The sequence below is a fragment of the Nocardioides sp. NPDC057772 genome, assembly GCF_042798075.1.
GTDB lineage: Bacteria > Actinomycetota > Actinomycetes > Propionibacteriales > Nocardioidaceae > Nocardioides.
On the sequence record NZ_JBHVKN010000031.1, the window covers coordinates 1 to 19,788 of the forward strand.

The 19,788-nt window shown below is 69.0% G+C and carries 25 protein-coding genes; 17 read left to right on the forward strand and 8 right to left on the reverse strand.

Annotated features, from left to right (window positions below):
* Positions 1-35 precede the first annotated feature (35 nt).
* On the reverse strand, positions 36-959 hold the full coding sequence (locus tag ACFVJS_RS08110; protein WP_378878381.1) for an ABC transporter ATP-binding protein: 924 nt from the start codon (positions 957-959) through the stop codon (positions 36-38).
* A gap of 132 nt (positions 960-1,091) precedes the next feature.
* On the opposite strand from ACFVJS_RS08110, the gene ACFVJS_RS08115 reads away from it, so the two are divergent.
* Together ACFVJS_RS08115 and ACFVJS_RS08120 are read left to right on the forward strand one after the other, a co-directional pair.
* Positions 1,092-2,285 (forward strand): sensor histidine kinase, encoded by a 1,194-nt coding sequence (locus tag ACFVJS_RS08115; protein WP_378878382.1) that lies wholly within the window; start codon positions 1,092-1,094, stop codon positions 2,283-2,285.
* A complete protein-coding gene (locus ACFVJS_RS08120; protein ID WP_378878383.1) occupies positions 2,282-2,950 on the forward strand; it encodes a response regulator in 669 nt (222 codons plus the stop codon). Before ACFVJS_RS08115 ends, ACFVJS_RS08120 begins: the two co-directional genes overlap by 4 nt.
* Here the strand turns inward: ACFVJS_RS08120 and ACFVJS_RS08125 are convergent.
* On the reverse strand, positions 2,947-3,117 hold the full coding sequence (locus ACFVJS_RS08125) for a hypothetical protein (protein ID WP_378878384.1): 171 nt from the start codon (positions 3,115-3,117) through the stop codon (positions 2,947-2,949). The two genes, ACFVJS_RS08120 and ACFVJS_RS08125, sit on opposite strands and share 4 nt — an antisense overlap.
* Positions 3,118-3,230: 113 nt before the next feature.
* Here ACFVJS_RS08125 and ACFVJS_RS08130 point away from each other — a divergent pair, with 113 nt between their 5' ends.
* The 6 genes from ACFVJS_RS08130 (at position 3,231) to ACFVJS_RS08155 (ending at position 8,133) form a co-directional block, all read left to right on the forward strand.
* Positions 3,231-3,680 (forward strand): helix-turn-helix transcriptional regulator, encoded by a 450-nt coding sequence (locus ACFVJS_RS08130; protein ID WP_378878385.1) that lies wholly within the window; start codon positions 3,231-3,233, stop codon positions 3,678-3,680.
* Positions 3,681-3,685: 5 nt separating this feature from the next.
* Entirely contained in the window at positions 3,686-4,108 is a 423-nt protein-coding gene (locus ACFVJS_RS08135) for a VOC family protein (protein WP_378878386.1), read from the forward strand.
* A 51-nt stretch (positions 4,109-4,159) separates the two neighbouring features.
* Positions 4,160-6,520: an ATP-binding cassette domain-containing protein gene (locus ACFVJS_RS08140; protein WP_378878387.1), complete on the forward strand. Its 2,361-nt coding sequence runs from the start codon at positions 4,160-4,162 to the stop codon at positions 6,518-6,520.
* 116 nt (positions 6,521-6,636) lie between these two features.
* Positions 6,637-7,119, forward strand: a complete 483-nt coding sequence (locus tag ACFVJS_RS08145) for a DUF6069 family protein (RefSeq protein WP_378878388.1) — start codon at positions 6,637-6,639, stop codon at positions 7,117-7,119.
* A gap of 39 nt (positions 7,120-7,158) precedes the next feature.
* The gene (locus ACFVJS_RS08150; RefSeq protein ID WP_378878389.1) at positions 7,159-7,629 is read left to right on the forward strand and encodes a VOC family protein; all 471 of its coding nucleotides are present in this window, start codon (positions 7,159-7,161) and stop codon (positions 7,627-7,629) included.
* A 21-nt stretch (positions 7,630-7,650) separates the two neighbouring features.
* Positions 7,651-8,133 carry a GNAT family N-acetyltransferase gene (locus ACFVJS_RS08155; protein WP_378878390.1) on the forward strand — a complete coding sequence of 161 codons (483 nt, stop codon included), beginning with the start codon at positions 7,651-7,653 and terminating at the stop codon, positions 8,131-8,133.
* A gap of 1 nt (position 8,134) precedes the next feature.
* On the opposite strand, the gene ACFVJS_RS08160 is transcribed toward ACFVJS_RS08155, so the two are convergent.
* Positions 8,135-8,761: a class I SAM-dependent methyltransferase gene (locus ACFVJS_RS08160; RefSeq protein ID WP_378878391.1), complete on the reverse strand. Its 627-nt coding sequence runs from the start codon at positions 8,759-8,761 to the stop codon at positions 8,135-8,137.
* Positions 8,762-8,834: 73 nt separating this feature from the next.
* Here ACFVJS_RS08160 and ACFVJS_RS08165 point away from each other — a divergent pair, with 73 nt between their 5' ends.
* Together ACFVJS_RS08165 and ddaH are read left to right on the forward strand one after the other, a co-directional pair.
* Complete coding sequence (locus tag ACFVJS_RS08165; RefSeq protein ID WP_378878392.1) at positions 8,835-9,329, forward strand: GNAT family N-acetyltransferase; 495 nt, start codon at positions 8,835-8,837, stop codon at positions 9,327-9,329.
* A 13-nt stretch (positions 9,330-9,342) separates the two neighbouring features.
* Entirely contained in the window at positions 9,343-10,113 is a 771-nt protein-coding gene (gene ddaH / locus ACFVJS_RS08170; protein ID WP_378878393.1) for a dimethylargininase, read from the forward strand.
* On the opposite strand, the gene ACFVJS_RS08175 is transcribed toward ddaH, so the two are convergent.
* The 3 genes from ACFVJS_RS08175 to ACFVJS_RS08185 all read right to left on the reverse strand — a co-directional run bounded on the left by ACFVJS_RS08175 (position 10,104) and on the right by ACFVJS_RS08185 (position 13,174).
* Positions 10,104-11,435, reverse strand: a complete 1,332-nt coding sequence (locus ACFVJS_RS08175) for a lipase family protein (RefSeq protein ID WP_378878394.1) — start codon at positions 11,433-11,435, stop codon at positions 10,104-10,106. The genes ddaH and ACFVJS_RS08175 overlap by 10 nt on opposite strands.
* An 88-nt stretch (positions 11,436-11,523) precedes the next feature.
* Complete coding sequence (locus ACFVJS_RS08180) at positions 11,524-12,147, reverse strand: GyrI-like domain-containing protein (RefSeq protein ID WP_378878395.1); 624 nt, start codon at positions 12,145-12,147, stop codon at positions 11,524-11,526.
* A gap of 91 nt (positions 12,148-12,238) precedes the next feature.
* On the reverse strand, positions 12,239-13,174 hold the full coding sequence (locus tag ACFVJS_RS08185) for a zinc metalloprotease (protein ID WP_378878396.1): 936 nt from the start codon (positions 13,172-13,174) through the stop codon (positions 12,239-12,241).
* A gap of 183 nt (positions 13,175-13,357) precedes the next feature.
* Between ACFVJS_RS08185 and ACFVJS_RS08190 the strand changes: the two genes are divergently transcribed.
* The 5 genes from ACFVJS_RS08190 to ACFVJS_RS08210 all read left to right on the forward strand — a co-directional run bounded on the left by ACFVJS_RS08190 (position 13,358) and on the right by ACFVJS_RS08210 (position 15,310).
* Positions 13,358-13,747, forward strand: a complete 390-nt coding sequence (locus ACFVJS_RS08190; RefSeq protein WP_378878397.1) for an MmcQ/YjbR family DNA-binding protein — start codon at positions 13,358-13,360, stop codon at positions 13,745-13,747.
* Positions 13,748-13,784: 37 nt separating this feature from the next.
* The gene (locus tag ACFVJS_RS08195; protein WP_378878425.1) at positions 13,785-14,195 is read left to right on the forward strand and encodes a LysR substrate-binding domain-containing protein; all 411 of its coding nucleotides are present in this window, start codon (positions 13,785-13,787) and stop codon (positions 14,193-14,195) included.
* A complete protein-coding gene (locus tag ACFVJS_RS08200; RefSeq protein WP_378878398.1) occupies positions 14,192-14,494 on the forward strand; it encodes a hypothetical protein in 303 nt (100 codons plus the stop codon). The genes ACFVJS_RS08195 and ACFVJS_RS08200 overlap by 4 nt, the downstream gene beginning before the upstream one ends.
* Positions 14,495-14,567: 73 nt before the next feature.
* On the forward strand, positions 14,568-14,957 hold the full coding sequence (locus ACFVJS_RS08205; RefSeq protein ID WP_378878399.1) for a DUF1304 domain-containing protein: 390 nt from the start codon (positions 14,568-14,570) through the stop codon (positions 14,955-14,957).
* Between the two features lie 8 nt (positions 14,958-14,965).
* Entirely contained in the window at positions 14,966-15,310 is a 345-nt protein-coding gene (locus ACFVJS_RS08210; RefSeq protein ID WP_378878400.1) for a TraR/DksA family transcriptional regulator, read from the forward strand.
* Here the strand turns inward: ACFVJS_RS08210 and ACFVJS_RS08215 are convergent.
* Complete coding sequence (locus tag ACFVJS_RS08215; RefSeq protein ID WP_378878401.1) at positions 15,285-16,286, reverse strand: alpha/beta fold hydrolase; 1,002 nt, start codon at positions 16,284-16,286, stop codon at positions 15,285-15,287. The genes ACFVJS_RS08210 and ACFVJS_RS08215 overlap by 26 nt on opposite strands.
* An 84-nt stretch (positions 16,287-16,370) precedes the next feature.
* Here ACFVJS_RS08215 and ACFVJS_RS08220 point away from each other — a divergent pair, with 84 nt between their 5' ends.
* Positions 16,371-17,390, forward strand: coding sequence for a tyrosine-type recombinase/integrase (locus ACFVJS_RS08220; RefSeq protein WP_378878402.1), 1,020 nt, complete (start codon positions 16,371-16,373; stop codon positions 17,388-17,390).
* Here the strand turns inward: ACFVJS_RS08220 and ACFVJS_RS08225 are convergent, their stop codons facing one another.
* A complete protein-coding gene (locus ACFVJS_RS08225) occupies positions 17,391-18,167 on the reverse strand; it encodes a class I SAM-dependent methyltransferase (protein WP_378878403.1) in 777 nt (258 codons plus the stop codon). It abuts the gene before it with no gap.
* 229 nt (positions 18,168-18,396) lie between these two features.
* Between ACFVJS_RS08225 and ACFVJS_RS08230 the strand changes: the two genes are divergently transcribed.
* Positions 18,397-19,767 (forward strand): FAD-binding oxidoreductase, encoded by a 1,371-nt coding sequence (locus ACFVJS_RS08230; RefSeq protein WP_378878404.1) that lies wholly within the window; start codon positions 18,397-18,399, stop codon positions 19,765-19,767.
* Positions 19,768-19,788 lie beyond the last annotated feature (21 nt).

The window sequence follows — 19,788 nt, forward strand, 5'->3', positions numbered from 1 at the left end:
GAGCATCTCGGCTCGGGTGCTGTTCACGATGGCGTTCATGACACGAGCTCCTGTCCGGAGATGGTTCGGTTGCCGGTCATCTCGAAGAAGACGTCCTCCAGGGAACGCTCCGCGGCGGTGACCTCGTGGACATCGACGGCAAGGGCGACGAGATGACGTACGACGTCAGGGGCCGCCGTGGCCGGCAGGTCGACCTCGAGCGTCTGGTTGCCGACGCGGCGTACGCCCGCGTCGCCCGCGATCCGCATGAGAGCTGCCAAGGCTGCGTCCTCGGGAGTCGCCCGGACGCGGAGGGTTGCGCCGCCACGCAGGTCGGCGACGGTCGACTCACGCAGCAGCCGCCCGTTGTCGATGACGCCGACGCGGTCGCAGATCTCCTGCACCTCGGCGAGGATGTGGCTGGAGAGGATCACGGTCTGGCCGGCCTCGGCGAGCGCGACGACCAGGGCCCGCATGTCCGCCATGCCGGCCGGGTCGAGCCCGTTGGTGGGCTCGTCGAGCACGAGCAGATCGGGGGAGCCGAGCATCGCGGCGGCGACGCCGAGGCGCTGCTTCATCCCGAGCGAGTAGCCCTTGAAGGCGTCCTTCGCCCGGTCGGCGAGGTCGACCGTCTCCAGCACCCGGTCGACCTCGGTGTTCGGCAGCCCCTGGTAGCGCGCCATGGTGCGCAGGTTGTCGCGACCACTCAGATAGGGGTAGAAGCCGGGGCCCTCGATCAGGGCGCCGATCCGGGCGGTGACATCGGGTCGTCCGGCGGGCCGGCCCAGGACGCTGGCCGATCCGGCGGTGGGCCGGATCAGGCCGAGCATCATCCGCAAGGTGGTGGTCTTGCCGGCCCCGTTGGGGCCGAGGAAGCCGTACACCTCGCCACGCATGACGGTCATGCTGACCCGGTCGACGGCGAGCCTGTCGCCATACCGCTTGGTCAGCCCGTCGGTCTCAACCACGAGTTCGTTCATGCCTCTCACGCTCTCGTGACCGGGTCGACGCGGGCATCGGCGCGGCGGAGGCTCCGGGTTACGCAGATCTGCGTAGGCGGCGGGCCGCCTGTGTCGTACGTCCCGGGCCCCCGCTCGAACTACGGTGTCCCCATGTCCCGGATCCGTCGCCATTGGCTCCCGTGGCTGATCGTCGTGGTGGAGTTCGTCGGCTCGCTGGGCAGCAACGCCCAGGTCGACACCCGGGGGCCGGCCGTGCTCCCGGCGCTCCTCGCCCTGCTCGCGGTTCTTCCGGTGCTGCTGCGGCAGCCGCCCGGGTGGACGGTCGCGGCGAGCGGCGTATGCGCGGGGACGTACTTCACCATCGGCTACGCCGATGGGCCGATCTTCATGGCGCTGCCCGTGGTCACCTTCGCGGCGGCGCTGTCGCTGCCGCCACGCAAGTGGGTGGCCTGGGCGGTCGTCGGAGCCGCCCTCGTGGCCACCGGCATCATGCTGAACCCGACCGAGAGCCCGCGGTTCGACGGCGGCCGAGGGCCGTGGGGTCCAGGTGGTGGTCCGGAGGGTGACCTGTCCCAGTGGCAGGCTTTCGGACAGGTCGCGCTGATCGCCGCCTGCGGCGCGGTTGCGGCCGCGCTGCGCGCCCGCAACGAGGCCCGGGCCCAGCGTCAGCGCCGGGCGGTCAGCGACGAGCGGGTGCGGATGGCCGCCGACCTGCACGACGGCGTCGGCCACGGACTGGCCGTCATCGCGATGCAGGCGGGCGCCGCGCTGCACGTTCTCGACCGCGACCCCGAGGCGGCCCGACGCAACCTGGAGGCCATCCGCGCCGAGAGCAAGGAGTCGCTCGACCTTCTCCGCCGGCAGCTGGCCCGGCTGACCGACACGGAGCCCGGAACCGCGCCCGGAACCGCGCCCGCGCCACGAGCTCCGGAGCACGGGCTCGCCGACCTGCCCGCTCTGGTCGAGCGGGTGCGCACCGGGGGTCTGGACGTCTCTCTCCGTCTCGAGGTGAGCGCGGCGCCCGCCGATGCCGAGCGGGCTGCGTACGCCGTGGTGCAGGAGGGGCTCACCAACGTGCTGCGGCACGCCGGAGCGTCCCGGGCGGACGTCTCGGTCCTCGCGACCTCGGAGGCCGAGATGGTCGTGACCGTCCGCGACGACGGGCGGGGATCGGACATGGTGAGCAAAGAAAGCCGCTCTGGGATGGGAATTGTGGGAATGAGGTCGCGCGTGGAGGCTCTTGGAGGCACCCTAGAGGCGGGGCCGGAGGTACGGGGCTTCCGGCTGCGGGCTTCCATCCCGCTTTCTGGGTCCTCGGCGGGTGGCGCGGAGGGGCTGGCATGAGCAGTGCTGATCAGGTGATCAGGGTTGCTCTGGTCGATGACCAGCCCCTGGTCCGGATGGGCCTGGCGACGATGATCGGCGCCGAGCCCGATCTCGAGGTCGTCGGCGAGGCCTCCGACGGCAGCGCGGCGCTGCCGATGCTGCGCCGCACCCATCCCGACGTCGTGCTCAGCGACATCAGGATGCCGGTTCTCGACGGCCTCGGGATGCTCGAGCAGGTCACCCGCGACGCCTCGTTGAAGGACGTACGTGTGGTGATGCTGACGACCTTCGAGCTCGACGAGTACGTCTTCGAGGCGCTTCGACTGGGAGCGAGCGGATTCCTGCTCAAGGACGCCGAGCCTGTTGCACTGCTGGATGCCATCCGAGTCGTGGCCGACGGTGGCTCGCTGCTCGCCCCGACCGTGACCAAGCGGGTGATCGAGGAGTTCGGGTCGTCCCGGCGGGCCGCCAAACCGCATCCGCGTCTGGGCGACCTCACCGAGCGTGAGCGAGAGATGGTCGCCTGGGTCGCCACGGGCCGCTCCAACGCCGAGATCGCCGCCGAGCTCGTGGTCAGCCCGGACACCGTCCGCACGCATGTCTCGCGCGCGATGGTGAAGCTGCACGCCCGCGACCGCGCCCAACTTGTCGTCTTCGCGATCGAGTCGGGGCTGAAGATCTAGGCGGCCAGCGGGATGCTGCCCGGCATCACGACCGGCGCGCAGGGGCAGGTGTCACTGCAGGCGAGGTAGGTGTGCACCTCGTGTCCGCACCGCGGGCACGGCAGGAAGTGCGACATCGGGAAGCTGCGTACGTTGGTGCTCTCGGGGTTCTGAACCGTGTCCCACATGACTTTCTCCTATCCGCGTGTTGTGCCTTCACCTACTCCACGAGTGTGCGCGCGCGATTTCGACATCTTTACTTCGACACGCGGCAGATTCATCAAAATGGGAGGATCGGAGGGTGACCAGCAAGCCCGACCAGGAGCAGCGGCTTCGTGACCTGAAGCTGCTGCGGAAGGTCAAGGACCGGATCGACCGGGAGTACGCACAGCCCCTGGACGTGGAGGCGCTGGCCCGCGGCGTGCACATGTCGGCCGGGCACCTGAGCCGAGAGTTCCGCAAGGCCTACGGCGAGCCTCCCTACTCCTACCTGATGACCCGGCGCGTGGAGCGCGCGATGACCCTGCTGCGGCGTGGCGACCTCAGTGTCACCGACATCTGCTTCGCGGTCGGCTTCGGATCGTTGGGAACGTTCTCGACCCGCTTCAGCGAGCTCGTCGGGATGTCACCGAGCGTCTACCGCGACAAGGCGACGAGTGGCGGGGCCGGCATCCCTCCATGCGTCTCGAAACAGGTCACCAGACCGGTCAGAAATCGAGAAGCGAAGGTGCCGGACCTCTACATAGGTTGAGGTCCATGGACATCAACATCTGCCACAGCTACCTCCCGCACACCGATCCCGAAGCCTCGCTCAGGTTCTACCGCGACCTGCTGGGCTTCGAGGTCAGGAAGGACGTCGGGTACGAAGCGATGCGCTGGCTCACGATCGGGCCGCCCGCGCAGCCGAGCGTGAGCGTCGTGCTCTACCCGCCGCTCGCCGACCCGAACATCACCGAGGACGAGGGCCGGGTCATCCTGGAGATGATGGCCAAGGGCACCTTCGCCAGCCTCATGCTGTCCTCCCCGGACGTCGACGCCGCCTTCGACAGGATCCAGGCCGGGATCGACGCCGCCGGTGGCGAGATCATGTCGGAGCCGACCGACCAGGACTGGGGGATGCGGGACTGCTCCTTCCGCGACCCGGCGGGCAACATGGTCCGTCTCCAGCAGATCAAGTGAGCCCGGGAAATGTGCACGCCCGGGTTCAATCCTCCGGCTAGCCTGACCGCCATGAGCCACCCCAGCACGGCCGCACACGATGCCGACACGCACGATCTGATCCGCGTCCAGGGCGCCCGGCAGAACAACCTCAAGAACGTCTCGGTCGAGATCCCCAAGCGCCGACTGTCGGTGTTCACCGGGGTGTCGGGATCGGGGAAGTCGTCCCTCGTCTTCGGCACGATCGCGGCGGAGTCGCGGCGGCTGATCGACGAGACCTACTCCACCTTCATCCAGGGCTTCATGCCCAGCCTGCCGCGGCCCGAGGTCGACGCGATGGAGGGGCTCACCACCGCGATCCTGGTCGATCAGGAACGGCTCGGCGCCAACCCGCGCTCCACACTGGGCACGGTCACCGACGCCCACGCGATGCTGCGCTCGCTCTTCAGCCGGCTCGGCGATCCCTACATCGGCGGCCCGACCGCGTTCTCCTTCAACATCCCCACCACCCGCGCGAGCGGGGTGATGACCGGCCCCAAGGGCGAGAAGACCATCGTCAAGGACGCGGTCTACCTCGGGGGCATGTGCGCCGAGTGCGAAGGCCGCGGCACGATCTCCGACCTCGACCTCTCGGTCATCATCGACGAGTCGAAGTCGCTGGTCGACGGAGCGATCCTGGTGCCGGGCTACACCGCCGACGGGTGGATGGTGGCCGCGTTCAAGGTGGTCGTGCCCGAGGACGTGCCGATCAAGGACCTCACCGAGGAGCAGCGCCACGACCTGCTCTACGCCGAGCCGCGCAAGATCAAGCTCGAGGGCATCAACGCGACCTACGAGGGCCTGATCCCGAAGATCCGCAAGTCGATGTTCAGCAAGGACGTCGAGGCGCTGCAGCCGCACATCAAGAAGTTCGTCGAGGCGGCGGCGGTCTTCAAGCCCTGCCCGGCCTGCGGCGGCACCCGGCTCAACGAGTCGGCGCTGTCCTCGAAGATCCGCGGCAAGTCGATCGCCGACGTCTGTGCGATGCAGGTCACCGACGCCGCGGAGTGGCTGCGGACCATCGACGATCCGGGCGTCGCGCCGCTGGTGGCCGGGCTGCTGCACCTGTTCGACTCGTTCGTCGAGATCGGTCTGGGCTATCTCTCCCTCGACAGGCCCTCCGGCACCCTGAGCGGCGGTGAGGCGCAGCGTACGAAGATGGTCCGTCACCTCGGCTCCGCGCTGACCGACGTGACCTACGTCTTCGACGAGCCGACCGTCGGACTGCACCCGCACGACATCCAGCGGATGAACAAGCTGCTCCTCGACCTGCGCGACAAGGGCAACACCGTCCTGGTCGTCGAGCACAAGCCCGAGACGATCGCGATCGCCGACCACGTCGTCGACCTCGGCCCGGGCGCGGGCAGCGACGGCGGCACGATCTGCTTCGAGGGCACCTACGAGGGCCTCGCGAAGGCCGACACGCTCACCGGGCGCCACCTCGGTCACCGGGCGTCGCTGAAGGAGACCGTCCGCACCCCGAAGGGGCAGCTGGAGATCCGCGGGGCGACCTCGCACAACCTCCGCAACGTCGACGTCGACATCCCGCTCGGGGTGCTGACCGTCGTCACCGGTGTCGCGGGTTCCGGGAAGTCGTCCCTGATCCACGGCTCGATACCGGCGTCGGAGGACGTCGAGTTCGTCGACCAGAGCGCGATCAAGGGGTCTCGGCGGAGCAACCCGGCCACCTACACCGGTCTTCTGGAGCCGATCCGCAAGGCGTTCGCGAAGGCCAACGGGGTCAAGCCGGCGCTCTTCTCGGCCAACTCCGAGGGCGCCTGCCCGACCTGCAAGGGCAACGGGATGATCTACACCGAGCTCGGGTTCATGGAGACCGTCGCCTCGCCCTGCGAGGACTGCGGCGGCAAGCGGTTCCAGGCGCTGGTGCTCGAATACCGTCTCGGTGGTCTCAACATCGCCGAGGTGCTCGACCTGTCGGTCGCCAAGGCACACGACTTCTTCTCCGAGGGCGAGTCGAAGGTGCCCGCCGCCGCCAAGATCCTCGAAAGGATGGCCGACGTCGGCCTCGGCTACCTCAAGCTCGGCCAGCCGCTCAACACCCTCTCCGGCGGCGAGCGGCAGCGGCTCAAGCTCGCCATGCACCTGGGGGAGAAGGGTGGGACGTACGTCCTGGACGAGCCGACCACCGGCCTCCACCTGGCCGACGTCGACAACCTGCTCGCGCTGCTCGACAAGCTGGTCGACGCCGGCAAGTCGGTCATCGTGATCGAGCACCACCAGGCCGTCATGGCTCACGCCGACTGGATCATCGACCTCGGCCCCGGTGCCGGCCACGACGGTGGTCTGGTCGTCTTCGAAGGTACGCCCGCTGAGCTCGTCGCGAAGAAGTCGACGTTGACGGGCGAGCACCTCGCGGCGTACGTCGGGGCGTGACGCCGACCTGACGGGTGGTGCGAATCACGCCCGCTTGCGGCCATCTGGATGCGGTGGAGGTAGTGGGTCGCGCTTAGTGTGAATTGATTGCAGTATCAATCAAGGAGCATCCGAGCATGACCCTCTACCTTCCCGAGCACAGGCGGACCACCGCGGTCGAGATCACGCCCGTGCGGGAACGGCCGGCACCGGTGTGGCCGCGCGGGCTGGTGGCCACCGCCATCGCCGCCATCACCACCACGCTGATGGCTGTGGTCGCCAAGGCCGCCGGGATCGACTTCGGGAGCAGCCTCGGCGACGTACCGCTCTCGGCGTTCCCGATGCTCACCATCTACTGCTCGCTGATCGGGATCATCATCGCCGAGGTGATGATCCGGGTGGCCAAGCTGCCCCGCTCGACCTTCCAGATCTCCATGATCGTGCTCACCGGGCTCTCCCTGGTCCCCGACGTCCTGCCGATCTTCGAGTTCGATCTGACCTTCGTGGGTTTCCTGTGCCTGACCCACGTGGTCGCGGCCGCGATCGTGGTCCCGATGGTCGCGGTGCGGATGGAGGAGCGCCGCGGTCTCGGGCTGCGCGCTCCGGCTCACCGGCGGTAGCGGACGCAGACTGTCCGGATTCGATGCCATGGTTGACCCATGGCAACTGAGACTCGGACCTTCCAGGTCACCTTCGATGCGCACGACCCGCGCGCGCTCTCCACGTTCTGGCGCGACGTCCTCGGCTACGTCCACCCCGGCCCTCCGGGGATCGAGGTCCCCGAGGGCAGCGATCCGCTGGACGCCTGGGACGAGTTCCTCGAGCGCGTCGGTGTGCCGGAGGACCAGCGCAACAACGCCTCGGCCATCGAAGACCCCCAGGGCGCCGGGCCGCGCGTCTTCTTCCAGCGGGTCCCGGAGTCGAAGACCGCCAAGAACCGAGTCCACCTCGACGTCCGGGCAGCCCCCGGCCTGGAGGGCGAGGAGCGGATGGCCGCGCTGGAGGCGGAGTGCGAGCGGGTGGTCGCGCTCGGCGCGACCCGCGTACGCCGCTTCGAGCCCGACCCGCCGATGAGCCACGGCTTCATCGTCATGCAGGACCCCGAGGGAAACGAGTGGTGCCTCGACTGAGGTTCTCTTTATCCTCGCGGCATGCTGATCCGAGCCGCCGTCGCCGATGACGCCGAAGCGTTGACCGACCTCCACCTCGACGTATGGGAGGAGGCGTACGCCGGCCTGATGCCGGACTCGATCTTCGTGGAGCGCCGCTCCGAGCGGGCAGAGCGGATCGGGCGATGGCGGACGAACCTCGAGGCCGGGCCGATCGCAACCCTGGTCGCCGAGGACGAGGTGCCGGGGCGGCTGCTCGGCTTCGCGAGCGCCGGCCCGGCACGTGAGGCCGTTCCCGGCCTGCCACCGCTCGAGCTCTCCGCCCTCTACGTCCGTGCGGAGAGATACGGCACCGGCCTCGGCCATCGGCTGCTCGAGAAGGCGATCGGGTCCTCGCCGGCGCACCTGTGGGTTCTCGACGGCAACCAGCGCGCGACCGCGTTCTACGAACGCCAGGGGTTCCGGTTCGACGGGGAGGCCAAGGACGAGCCCGTCGGCCTTCACCGGCGGATGGTCCGCGACTGACTCAGGACGTGCGTCGCGCGAGCAGCGTCGAGTCGTCGATCTCGACCGGGACGCCGTCGCGGATGGTCAGGCGAGGGCGCTGCTCGACGACGACCGGCTCGAAACCGTCGGGCAGGCCCGGTAGCAGGTCCGCGGCGAGGAACATCGCGTCGTGATGGCTGTGGCGCGCGAAGACCTCCGAGGGTGCGTGGCCGACGACGAGGAGGTGGCCGCCGGGCGCGACCGCGGTGGCCAGGCGCCCGGCAACGTCGACCATGCTCCCGTCGGGCGTGTGCAGGAAATGGCAGGTGACCAGGTCGAACCGGCGTCCGTCGGCGTCGAAGTCGCGGGCGTCGACCTGCCACCAGGACGTACGCTCCGCCACCCCGGCCTCCTCGGCATGCCGCTTCGCCCGGGCGAGCCCGTTCGCCGAGAAGTCGGCGCCGGTGACCGTCCAGCCCCGCTGTGCCAGCCAGATGACGTCCCCGCCCTCGCCGCAGCCGACATCGAGCGCCGTGCCCGGCGGCAGCGTGGAGATCTCCGCGACGAGCTGAGGGTTGGGATTGCCGCTCCAGACCTTCTCCTCGCCGGCGTAGCGCTCGTCCCACGACTCCGGCTCGAACATCTCGCGTCCCTCATGCTCGCTCATGGCCTCAATCTAGCCCGCGTCCCGATCAAAACCTGGTGCGTTCGCGGCACGCCATGTGGTTGCCTGACCGGCGATGATCACGCTGCCCGAACCACCTCGCCTGGTCCGTCCGACGACGGCCGTACGCACCTCCTACCTCACCGGCGAACAGGCCGACTGCCTCCTGCGCGGCACCGACACCGACTGGCTCGGCCCGGCCAGCGACGACTTCGATGCGTTCGTCGCCGCCCGGGACCACGACAAGGAGCGCTGGGACGTGATGTCGACGGTCTACTGGTACGTCTCCGGCGAGCACTATCTCGGCACCTTGGTCGTCCGCCACAGCCTGACGCCCGAGCTGGCTGTCGACGGCGGCCACATCGGCTACCACGTCGTCGCTCCCTGGCGGCGTCAGGGCCACGCGACCCGCATGCTCGGGCTCGGTCTCGAGAAGGCCCGCGAGCACGGCATCTCCCGTGCGCTGCTCACCTGTGATCCGGCCAACGAGCCGTCCCGCCGCGTGATCGAGAAGAACGGCGGAGTGCTCGACGAACAGCTCGGCGACGAGCTCCGGTTCTGGATCGGGTAGGGATACTTCAGCCATGCACGCTCTCGTACGCCGCCCCTCGCCCCGCCTCGCCGACGGCCTCGTCACCCACATCGAGCGGAGCCCGGTCGACGTCGACCTCGCCGTCGAGCAGTGGGAGGCGTACGTCACCGCGATGCGCTCCGCGGGCTGGACCATCCACGAGGTCGATCCCGCCGACGACTGCCCGGACTCGGTCTTCGTGGAGGACACCATGGTCGTCTTCGGCGACGTGGCCGTGATCAGCCGGCCGGGGGCGCTGGAACGGCGCCCGGAGATCCTCGCCGCCGAGGATGCCGTCCGGGCGCGGGGATACCGGATCGCCCACATCCAGGAGCCCGGCACGCTCGACGGCGGCGACGTGCTCAAGCACGGCGACACCGTGTGGGTGGGGGAGGGCGGGCGCACCAACGCCGAGGGCATCGCCCGGCTCCGGGCGCTGCTCGGGCCGCTGGGCGCCGAGGTCGTGGCCGTCCCGGTCTCGAAGGTGCTCCATCTCAAGTCCGCCGTGACGGCGCTGCCCGACGGCACCGTGATCGGCCACGAGCCGCTCGTCGACGACCCGGGTGCGTGGGGAGCCCGATTCCTGCCGGTCCCGGAGGAGTCGGGCTCCCATGTGGTCGTCCTCGACGACAACACGCTGCTGATGGCTGCCTCGGCACCGCTGAGCAGAGCGATGTTCGAGGAGCGCGGCTACTCGGTCGTGGCGGTGGACATCTCCGAGTTCGAGAAGCTCGAAGGCTGCGTCACCTGCCTGTCCGTGAGGCTACGCGCCGCTCAGGGCTGACTCGGCAGCGTCGCGCAGTTGGATCCGGCCGCAGCGCCGCCGACCCGGTCGGTGATCCAGTTGACCGCCGCGGTCTGGTCCACCAGGAGCGGGGTGACGTGGTTGGTGATCAGCCCGTCGCCCAGGTTGGGCAGCACGACCGCCTGGTAGGTCACCTTCGCTCCCTGCGCGCACCAGTCGACGGCGAGCTGACGGGACTGCTCGTGCGGGACGATGTCGTCCTGGGTGCCTGTGGCCAGACGTACCGGAATCCGCGGAGCCAGGTTCCCGAGCTTCTGCTCGGCCATGATCGCCTGCACCGCGGGCTCGCGCTCGATGATGTCGTCGAGACTCTCACCGGTCGTGGTCCAGCCGGTGCTGCGCTGGAACGTGTAGCGGACGATGCCGTCGCCGACGCACGCGGTCGACAGATCCGCGAGCGCGGCCTTCCCCTTCGCGTTGAGGTTCTCGTCCAGGATCGGCCGCAGCTCCGGGTTGGACTGAGCCAGGCCGTTGATGGTCCAGCCGAGCGCGGCCACCAACGCCGACCCGTCGATGCCCAGGGCGGTCTCCCGCAGATCCGCCGGGGGAGCGCCCACGTAGGCGCCGACCAGGTTGACCTCGGGCGCGTACGCCGCGGCGAGCTCGGCGGCCGAACCGCTCGCCCCGCCACCTTGGCTGTAGCCGTAGAGCGCCACCCGCGAGTCACTGGTCACCGAGGCGTCCGGGACGCGGAGGGCCGCGCGCGCCGCGTCGAGGACGGCGTGGCCGCCGTCGATGCGGTCGACGTAGGTGTGGAGCCGGTCGGTGGCCCCCAGGCCGACGTAGTCGGTCACCATGACCGCGACACCGCGCGCCAGCAGGCGGTAGATCCCGATGTCCTCGTAGCCCACCGAGACGGTCCTGCCGTTGAAGAAGATCGGACGCTCCAGGCCGAGCGAGGCCGAGCACTGGTCGCCCTGGCCCATGGTGCCGGGCGCGACGACCACGAGCGGCCGGTCGCCGGCACCGCTCCAGGCGGCGAACGGCTCGATGTAGGCGCCGGTCACCGCGGCGGGAGCGCCGTTGTTGTCGGTCGTCTTGTACATGACCCGGGTCGCGTTCCCGGGCAGCGACCCGATGCCGGGGATCGAGAGGCCGACGCCGAGACGGAGGGGCTCGGTGCGGACGAGCTCGCCGTCGGCCTCTGGGAGCGTCGCGGGCGGGTTGTAGAACGCTGGGATCTCGACTCCGCGGGAGACGACGGTGGTGCGGGTGTCGGCGGCTGCGGCAGGTGCGGTCAGAGCGACCGCCGCGACGGCCAGTGCGGTGGCCACGAACATCTTTGGTGCGTGCTGAGACATGTGGGACTCTCCTCACGGTGGGCGGGACCGCTTCGTCCCGAGTTACTGAAGAGTAATGTGAGCCCAGTCACCCCGACAACAGTTTCAGTCAACATTCGTTCACTGAAACCGGCTGGCGGAGGATCGTCCGCAGCTTGGCGGGCTCGACCCGCCTCGGGTCGCCCAAGTAGACCTCGTGGTGCTTCCCGGCCATCCGAAGTCCGTGCTCGGGGATGAACCGCTCGTGCATCTCCTCGAGGACCGGCCCCTCGGCGTCGTACGGCCCGATGTGGAGGGTCTGCACGCAGGTGCCCTCGCTGAGCGTCTCCCACCGGACCTTGTCCAGGCCGGCCGGGCGATCCTTGGCGGCGACGGCCTTGATCGCCTCGTCGACCATCGACCCGGTGATCCAGTCCGGGGTCATGATCATGGCCGTCCAGTCCCACTGCGACTTGTCCCGCGCCCGGGTGAACGCGTCCATGTCCTCAGCCCACCACAGCGCCTCCAGCGGCGGCACCACATAGTCGCGACCGTCGTTCTTGCTGGCGAACTTCAGCTTGTACGCCACCGGGTAGAGCGCCGCGAGCGCGTCCGCGTACTCCTGGGCGGCGTTGGGATCACCGTGCCCGTCGACCATCAGGTAGGGGAGTGGCGGCACCTCGAGGACCCGGAACTCGCCCCGCCGCGCCTGGTAGCCATCGAGCGTCTTCTTCAGATCCGTCTTCGTCACCATGGGGACATGATGACGCTCCGGACATGGCAGCTGCTCGCCCGGCGAGTCGTGGACGCGCCAGGCGAGCAGCGGTGATGATCAGGTCCGGCGATCAGGCCCGATAGGCCGCCCACATCTGGTCCATCCGGGCGCTCTGACCCGGGGTGAACTGGTTGTAGCAGCTGTCGTAGCTGTAGTCCATGTAGTTGTGGATCGGGTCGAGGCCCGGCAGGCTGCAGGAGTCACGGCCGGCAGGGCAGCCCGAGGTCGAGCTGGCCTGAGCCGGGGTGTCCGCGACCTCGTCGTTCGTCGCGGTGCAGCCACCCTGGAAGGTGTGGTACAGCCCGAACCAGTGACCGGCCTCGTGGGTCGCCGTCTTGCCCTGGTCGTAGTTGGTGGCCGAGCCGCCAGGAAGCGAGGAGTACTGCACGCGGATACCGTCGATGCTCGGGTTGCGCGCGTAGTCCCACGGGAACGTCGCGATGCCGAGGTAACCGAAGTCGACGAGCCAGATGTTGAGCGCGTTCTTGCCGCCCAGGCGGGTCTGGCTGCGGTAGGTCGTCGACTGGCGGTCCTTGTGCCACTGGTTGTTGTAGTAGGTGTCGACGCCGGCGAGCGTGAACGTGAAACCGGTGTCCGCAGCCGTGCCGGCCAGCTCCTGGCCGGCGAAGTCCTGGTTGAGCTCGGCGATCTGGGCGTCGATCTGCGCTTGGGTCACGTCGCCGGAGCCGTCCGTGCCGAGCATCTTGTGGACGTAGACGGGAACGGTGGCCGCGGTGCGCCCGCTGCTGTTGCCCTTCTTGGCCAGGATCGCCGCCGTGCGGGCCTCGATCCGCTTCTGCTCCGCGGCGGTGATGTCGCGATGGTCCCCTCCGGAGCCACCGCGGGCAGCATCGGCCTCGTCGTGGCCAACCGGTTCGAGGCAGGCGGCCTTCGAATCCTGCGGTGCCCACGCCGCTGCCGGGACCGCGGTCATGGCCACCGAGGCGGCACCGAGCGCCAGGCTGATCGCCGCGGCTGCGATGCGAGCTGAACGGTTCAACGTCATGTGATGAGGGTCCTCTCACTCAGTCCGGGCCCACGGGGTCTGGGGCCCGGATTTCGAACGCTGACTCAACACCAAATTTTGTTGCACGGGAATGTAACGTGCGCAGATTTATCCGTGGCCGGAGGGATTTAACTGATCCGTAACGGACGCCACCGCCACGGAGACGTGGGTACGCTCCAGAGCATGGCAACCGTGGAAGATGTCCGGTGGCTCGGCTCCGGCCTCGAGAGGTCTTACGAGGTCTTCGTACGCGGCCGACTGAAGTTCCGGGTCGGCTCGATCGTCTACGTCGCGTTCTCCCTGGACGGGACCGAGATGGGTTTCGGCTTCCCGAAGGAGGAGCGTGCCGCACTGGTCGCCGGCGCGCCCGAGAAGTTCCACCTGCCCCGGGAGTCGGAGATGCGGTTCAACTGGGTCGAGTCTTCCCTGAGTGAGCTCGACCCGATCGAGGCGTGCGAGTTCGTCGTGGACGCCTGGCGCCTCTGCGTACCGAAGAAGGTCTCGGCCGCCTACGACCTCGCCCATCCCGACGGCCCCGGACCGGACCACCCGATGAACCGAGGAGAGGGATGATCCTGGCCGAGGAGCGCACCTACGGAACCTGTGAAGTCTGAGGCGGACGGATCTCCACGGGCGCGTCCAGGCGTCGAGCCGGGGGAGTGCCACCTTCGACGGCCGGGACTGGATCGTGAACTCGCGCCACACCGCCGACGAGGAGGTGCTGCGTACGCTCGCATCGATGGCGGGATTGACCCCTCGGATCATTCACCGGGTCGACGCGCTCGAGCTCGTGGACGACCTCATCCTCGCCGGGCACGGACTCGCGCTGTTGCCGCGCGGACGCACCTCCCGCCGCGGCGTCGCCGTGCGGCCGTTGACCGACCCCACGGTGCGCCTGCGCGCCTTCGCCGTGACCCGCCGCGGCCGTGACCGATGGCCGCCTCTGCGGGCGGTGCTCAATCGACTGGTGCAAGCGGGCGGACCCCGTTCTTCGACCGAGAGGAGTGCTGAGCAACGATGACGGCACGTTCACCTGAAGGCCCGATCCTGCTGTGCTGCCTGCTGTGGGCGCACGAAGGAAAGGCCGAAGCCCTGCATGCCTATGAGGAGCGCGTCCTCCAGCTGATCCAGGAGCACGGGGGAGAGGTGGTCCAACGGGCGCTCGCCGACACACCCGGCCAGCCGGACGAGGTCCAGCTCTTCCGGTTCCCGCGCCAGTCCTCGCTCGACGGCTATCTGAACGATGAACGGCGTACGTCGCTGGCAGCCGATCGCGACGCCGCCGTCGCCCGGACCGAGCTGTTCCCGGTGCGCTTCTGACCTACCGGGCCACTGCGGAGCCGTCTCGGGGAGGGAGTCGGTCAAGCGCTTCCGAGCCGGTTAGTCTCTGCCCATGATGGTCGTTGTGGCGTTGGTGCTCGCCGGACTGGCTGCGTTGGTGCACGTCTACATCTTCGTGATGGAGTCGCTGACCTGGACGAGCGCGAAGACGCGTGTGGTGTTCGGCACAAGTGCGGAGGAGGCTGAGGCGACCAAGGAGCTGGCCTACAACCAGGGCTTCTACAACCTGTTCCTGGCGATCGTCACGGCGGTCGGCATCGCCCTCGTCGCCGGCGGCTCCACGGCTGCCGGTGCGGCGCTGGTCTTCGCCGGCGCCGGATCGATGGCAGCTGCCGCGGCGGTGCTGTTCGTCTCCTCGCCCGACAAGCGCAGCGCGGCTCTCAAGCAGGGAGTCGTCCCGCTGCTCGCCGTGGTCGCTCTGCTCGTCGGCTCGCTCGCCTGAGCTTCCTCATGGAACAGGCTCGCGTACGGCTCGAGGCGGAGCGCCGGCAGACGCTCGCGCGCCTGGCAGACCTGAGCGCCGACTTCGACGCGGTCGTCGCGGCCTCGCGCGACACCAACGCCGACGACGAGCACGATCCGGAGGGAGCGACGATCGCCTTCGAGCGGTCCCAGGTCCAAGCACTCGTACGTCAGGCCCGAGAGCATCTCGCCGAGATCGAGGCGGCCATGGAGCGCCTGAGCGTGAGCACCTACGGGATCTGCGAGGACTGCGGCCGGCCGATCGCCGAGGGACGGCTCGAAGCGCGCCCGGTCGCCCGCACCTGCATCAGCTGTGCCGGGAAGCCGAGGTGAGGAACTCGAGCAGGAGCTGGTTGGTCTCCTCGGGGCGCTCCTGCTGGACCCAGTGCCCACATCGGGGGAGCACCACCGACCGCGTGAGTCCGGGCAGGGTCGTGTCGAAGCGTTCGATCTGACGTCGACCGGTGATCGCGGGACCGTCGTACTCGCCGGCGACGAAGAGCGACGGCACGGTGATCGGCACGTCACTGAAGGCCGCGAGATCCTCCCAGTCGCGATCGATGTTGCGGTAGCGCGCGAGCGCACCGAAGAAGTCGGAGTCGGCGAACTCACCTGCGTAGAAGTCCAGATCAGCCTCGGTCAGCCACTCGGGCATCTCGACGGGGTAGACGAACTGGTCACAGAGCCGCTCGCCACGTGGCACCAGCCCGAGCGCCCCGCGCGGACCTCGACTGGCGGCGAGCACGCCGTCACCCGAGATCGAGTAGTAGATGCCCAGCAGCCAGCGGCGTACGTCGGGCAGGATCTCGGCCTCGACGACACCCGGAGCCTGGAAGTAGGAGATGTAGAAGTCTTCGTCGTCACCGCCGGCCTGGGCCATCGCCTCCGTCGGCCGACGTCGGCCGGAGGGACTGAACGGCACCGACAGACCCGCCACAGCGGTGAAGACGTCCGGCCGTAGCTGCGCCGATGTCCAGGCGATGGGAGCGCCCCAGTCGTGTCCGACGATGGTGGCTGTCTCCGCACCCAGAGCATGCACCAAGCCGACGTTGTCGCCGACGTGGCGCAGCATCCGGTAGTCCTCGATGACACTCGGTTTCGACGAACCGCCGTATCCACGCACGTCGATCGCGACCGCCCGGTAGCCCGCGTCGGCGAGCGCGGCGATCTGGTGCCGCCACGAGTACCAGGACTCCGGGAACCCGTGCACCAGGATCACGAGCCGGCCGTCTGCCGGCCCTGACTCCACCCAGTGCAGGTCGATCCCGTTGACGTTCTCGGTGTGGTGAGTCACAGCGGTGTCGGGCACGGCTGGAGTCTGCCATCTCGGCCGAGATCCGCGATAGTACCCCCTATCGCAGAAATGTTCGAAAAGAGTGTAATATCGGGGGATGTGAGCGTACCTGACGATGGTGTGATGTTCGGCGACGTGGTGGAGGACTTCCTGACCGACCGGGCGACGCTCACTCGGCGCGGGCTCAACGACAAGTCGCGCAACGCCTATCGACAGGACATCGCCGCCTGGGCCCGGCAGCTGCACGTCGACGCCGGCGGCGAGCCTGACGCCGACGTGCTGGCGCTGGTCCCGATCTCGGCGCTGACCGACCAGAACGTACGCATCGCCTACAGGTCTCTGCGCGAGAACTCGGCCGCGGCGACCTGCCAGCGCCGGGTCGGCACGCTGCGGCTCTTCACGCACTGGCTGCAGCTCGAAGGCCACCTGCTCGTCGATCCCACGCTGCGCATCGAGGCACCCGAGCGGCCCAGCCGTCTGCCCGCGGGCTGGAGCGTCGACGAGCTCCGCCGGCTGGCACGGGTCGCCTCGACGCCGCGCGAAGGCACCGACCGGCGCCGCTGGCCGGCCCGTGACCGGGCGATCTTCGCAGTGCTGGTCACCACCGGCGTACGGGCCGCCGAGCTGTGCGGACTGACCGTCGGCTCCATCCGGCGCGAGCCCGACGGCGAGACGCTGGTGCGGGTCATCGGGAAGGGCGACAAGCAGCGCAACCTGCCGTTGCCTCCCGAGGCCGTGGACGCCGTCGACCTCTATCTGGCCGAGCTCGAGGCTCGGTTCGGTGCTCGCGACCCAGCCGACAGCCTGTTCGTGCTGACGTCCGGCAAACAGCTGCGTCCCGGTGCGCTCAACCATCTGGTGGAGACGTGGATCCGCCTCGCGGGCGTCCCGAAGCAGCCCGGCGAAGCCGCGCACGCGTTTCGACACAGCGCTGCGAAGGGGCTGATCCGTTCCGGCGTACCGGTGCCGGCGGTCCAGGGGCTGCTCGGTCACGAAGATCTCAAGACCACCGGGATCTACGTCAAGGCCACCGCTTCCGACACCCGCGACGCCGTGCTGCTGTCTCCCGCCCGCGAGGTGCTGCGGGAGACAGCGGAGGCGTTCGAGCGGCCGGAGTGACTAGCGCTTGACCGCGCGGGTGGCGATGTAGGCCGACAGGTGCTGCGCCGTGGCGTCCACGTGATGCGGCGCCTCGGTGAGGTGGGTCAGGTTGAAGCCGGCAGCCAGCTGCCCGCCGATCTGCGCCGTCAGCGAGTGGCTGTACTCGATCGGCCCGTCTCCATACGCCTGCATGCGATCGGACTCGGAGAGGTCGAGCGAGCTGAAGGGAAGCCGGTGGCGTACGACCAGCTCCTGCCGGTCGAGCGCCAGCTCGTCGAAGATGTAGACGTCCGGGTTCATGAATCCGGCCAGGAGCGTCCCGCCAGGACGCAGCACCCGGAACGCCTCGTTCCAGACCGGCGTCAGATCAGGGCAGAACAGGTTCGACACCGGGTTCACGATGACGTCGAACTCAGCGTCGTCGAAGGCAGTGAGGTCGCGCATGTCGCCGAGCACGGTACGCAGCACCAGACCCTCACGGGCAGCCACCTCGTCATCGCGCGCCAGCTGCTTGGGCGAGTTGTCGAAGACGGTCACGGAGGCGCCGGCCGCCGCCAGGATCGGTCCCTGCTGGCCACCGCCGGACGCCAGGCAGAGCACCCGGACACCGCGCATGTCGGCAGGAAGCCAGTCGCGCGGCGTCGGTTCGTGGCCGATGAGGACCACGGACCAGTCGCCGGCGCGCGCCCGCGCGATGACGTCCGGGCCGACCGGCCGGGACCATTCGTTGTCGTTGTCGACCAGGCCGTCCCAGGCGACGCGATTGTGGGCAACCGGGTCGAAGTCATCTGCCACAGCAGCGCACTCTAACGCCCTTCGCCGCCACCTCCCACGCATATCGCCTTACCGCCGATAATGCACATTATGTCAACTAATGCAGGTCGACCGCCCCGAGTTGCCCCCTACCCGTTGCGGTCACGCCAGAAACATTCAGCTCGCAGTGACGACGGTGACCCGTACCGGAACTCGATGATGTAGCGGATGCGGACCGGTTGCCGCAGCCGCAGCGGATGACCCTGGCGTCATGACATCCATCGACGAACTTCGCAATCACCTCACCCGGGTCATCGCACCCGACGACGCAGACTACGACGTCGCTCGAGGCGTCTGGAACGGCATGATCGATCGTCGCCCGGCCGCTGTCGTGCCGGCCGCGAGCTCGGACGACGTCATCGCCGCGGTGAATTTTGCACGCGACGCCGGCCTGCCCCTGGCCGTACGCGGCGGCGGGCACAGCGCACCCGGATTCGGGACGATCGACGACGGACTGGTGATCGACCTGTCTCCCATGCGCGCCGTCGAGGTCGATGCCGCCGCACGTACCGCTCGTGTAGGTGGGGGCGCGACGCTGGCCGACCTCAACGACGCCACCCATGCGCACGGCCTCGCCGCGCCCGGCGGGATCGTGTCGACGACGGGCGTCGGCGGTCTGACGCTCGGTGGCGGCATCGGCTACCTCACCCGAGGCTTCGGTCTCTCCATCGACAATCTGCGGTCGGCCGATGTCGTCACCGCCGACGGACAGCTCCGTCGCGCCAGCGAGTCCGAGAACCCCGACCTGTTCTGGGCCCTTCGCGGAGGCAGCGGCAACTTCGGGGTCGTCACCAGCTTCGAGTTCGACCTGCACCCCGTGGACGAGGTGGTCGTCGGCATCTTCTTCTACGAGCTGGAGTACGCCGGCGACCTGCTGCGCCTCTTCCGCACCTGGGTCACCGAGGCCGACGAGCGGTGCGGGGGCTTCCCGGCGTTTCAGGTCGCCCCTCCCCTGCCATTCCTTCCGGAGGACCGCCACGGCGACACGTTCTGTGCGGCCATCGTCCACTGGAGCGGGCCGACCGAGGAGGGAGAGGCGGCGATGCAGCCGTTCCGCGACCTCGCGCCGCGCGTCGGCGAGATGGTCTCGCCGATGCCGTACCCATGGCTCAACAGCGCGTTCGACGAGCTGTTCCCCCGCGGCGTGCGCAGCTACTGGAAGGGCAACTACGTCACCGAGCTGACCGACGAGGCCATCGACGTACACCTGGCCCATGGCCCGAAAGCGCCGAACGCGAGCTCCACGATGCACCTCTACCCCATCAACGGTGCTGCATCACGCGTGGGCCCGACGGACACCGCGTTCTCCTACCGGCACGCGACGTTCTCGACGGTCATCGTCTCCGCCTGGCCCGACGCCTCGGACGACGCCGCCAACATCGCGTGGGTGCGCGACTACGCCGACGCCCTCACGCCGCACTCCGAGGCCGGCGGGTACGTGAACTTCATGTCCGAGGACGACCAGGGTCGCGTCACCGACACCTACGGCAGCAACTACGCGCGACTCAGGGAGGTCAAGCGGACCTACGACCCGGCGAACCTGTTCGGCCACAACCAGAACATCAAGCCCTCCTCGCCCTGATGAACGGCGTAGACCATCTGA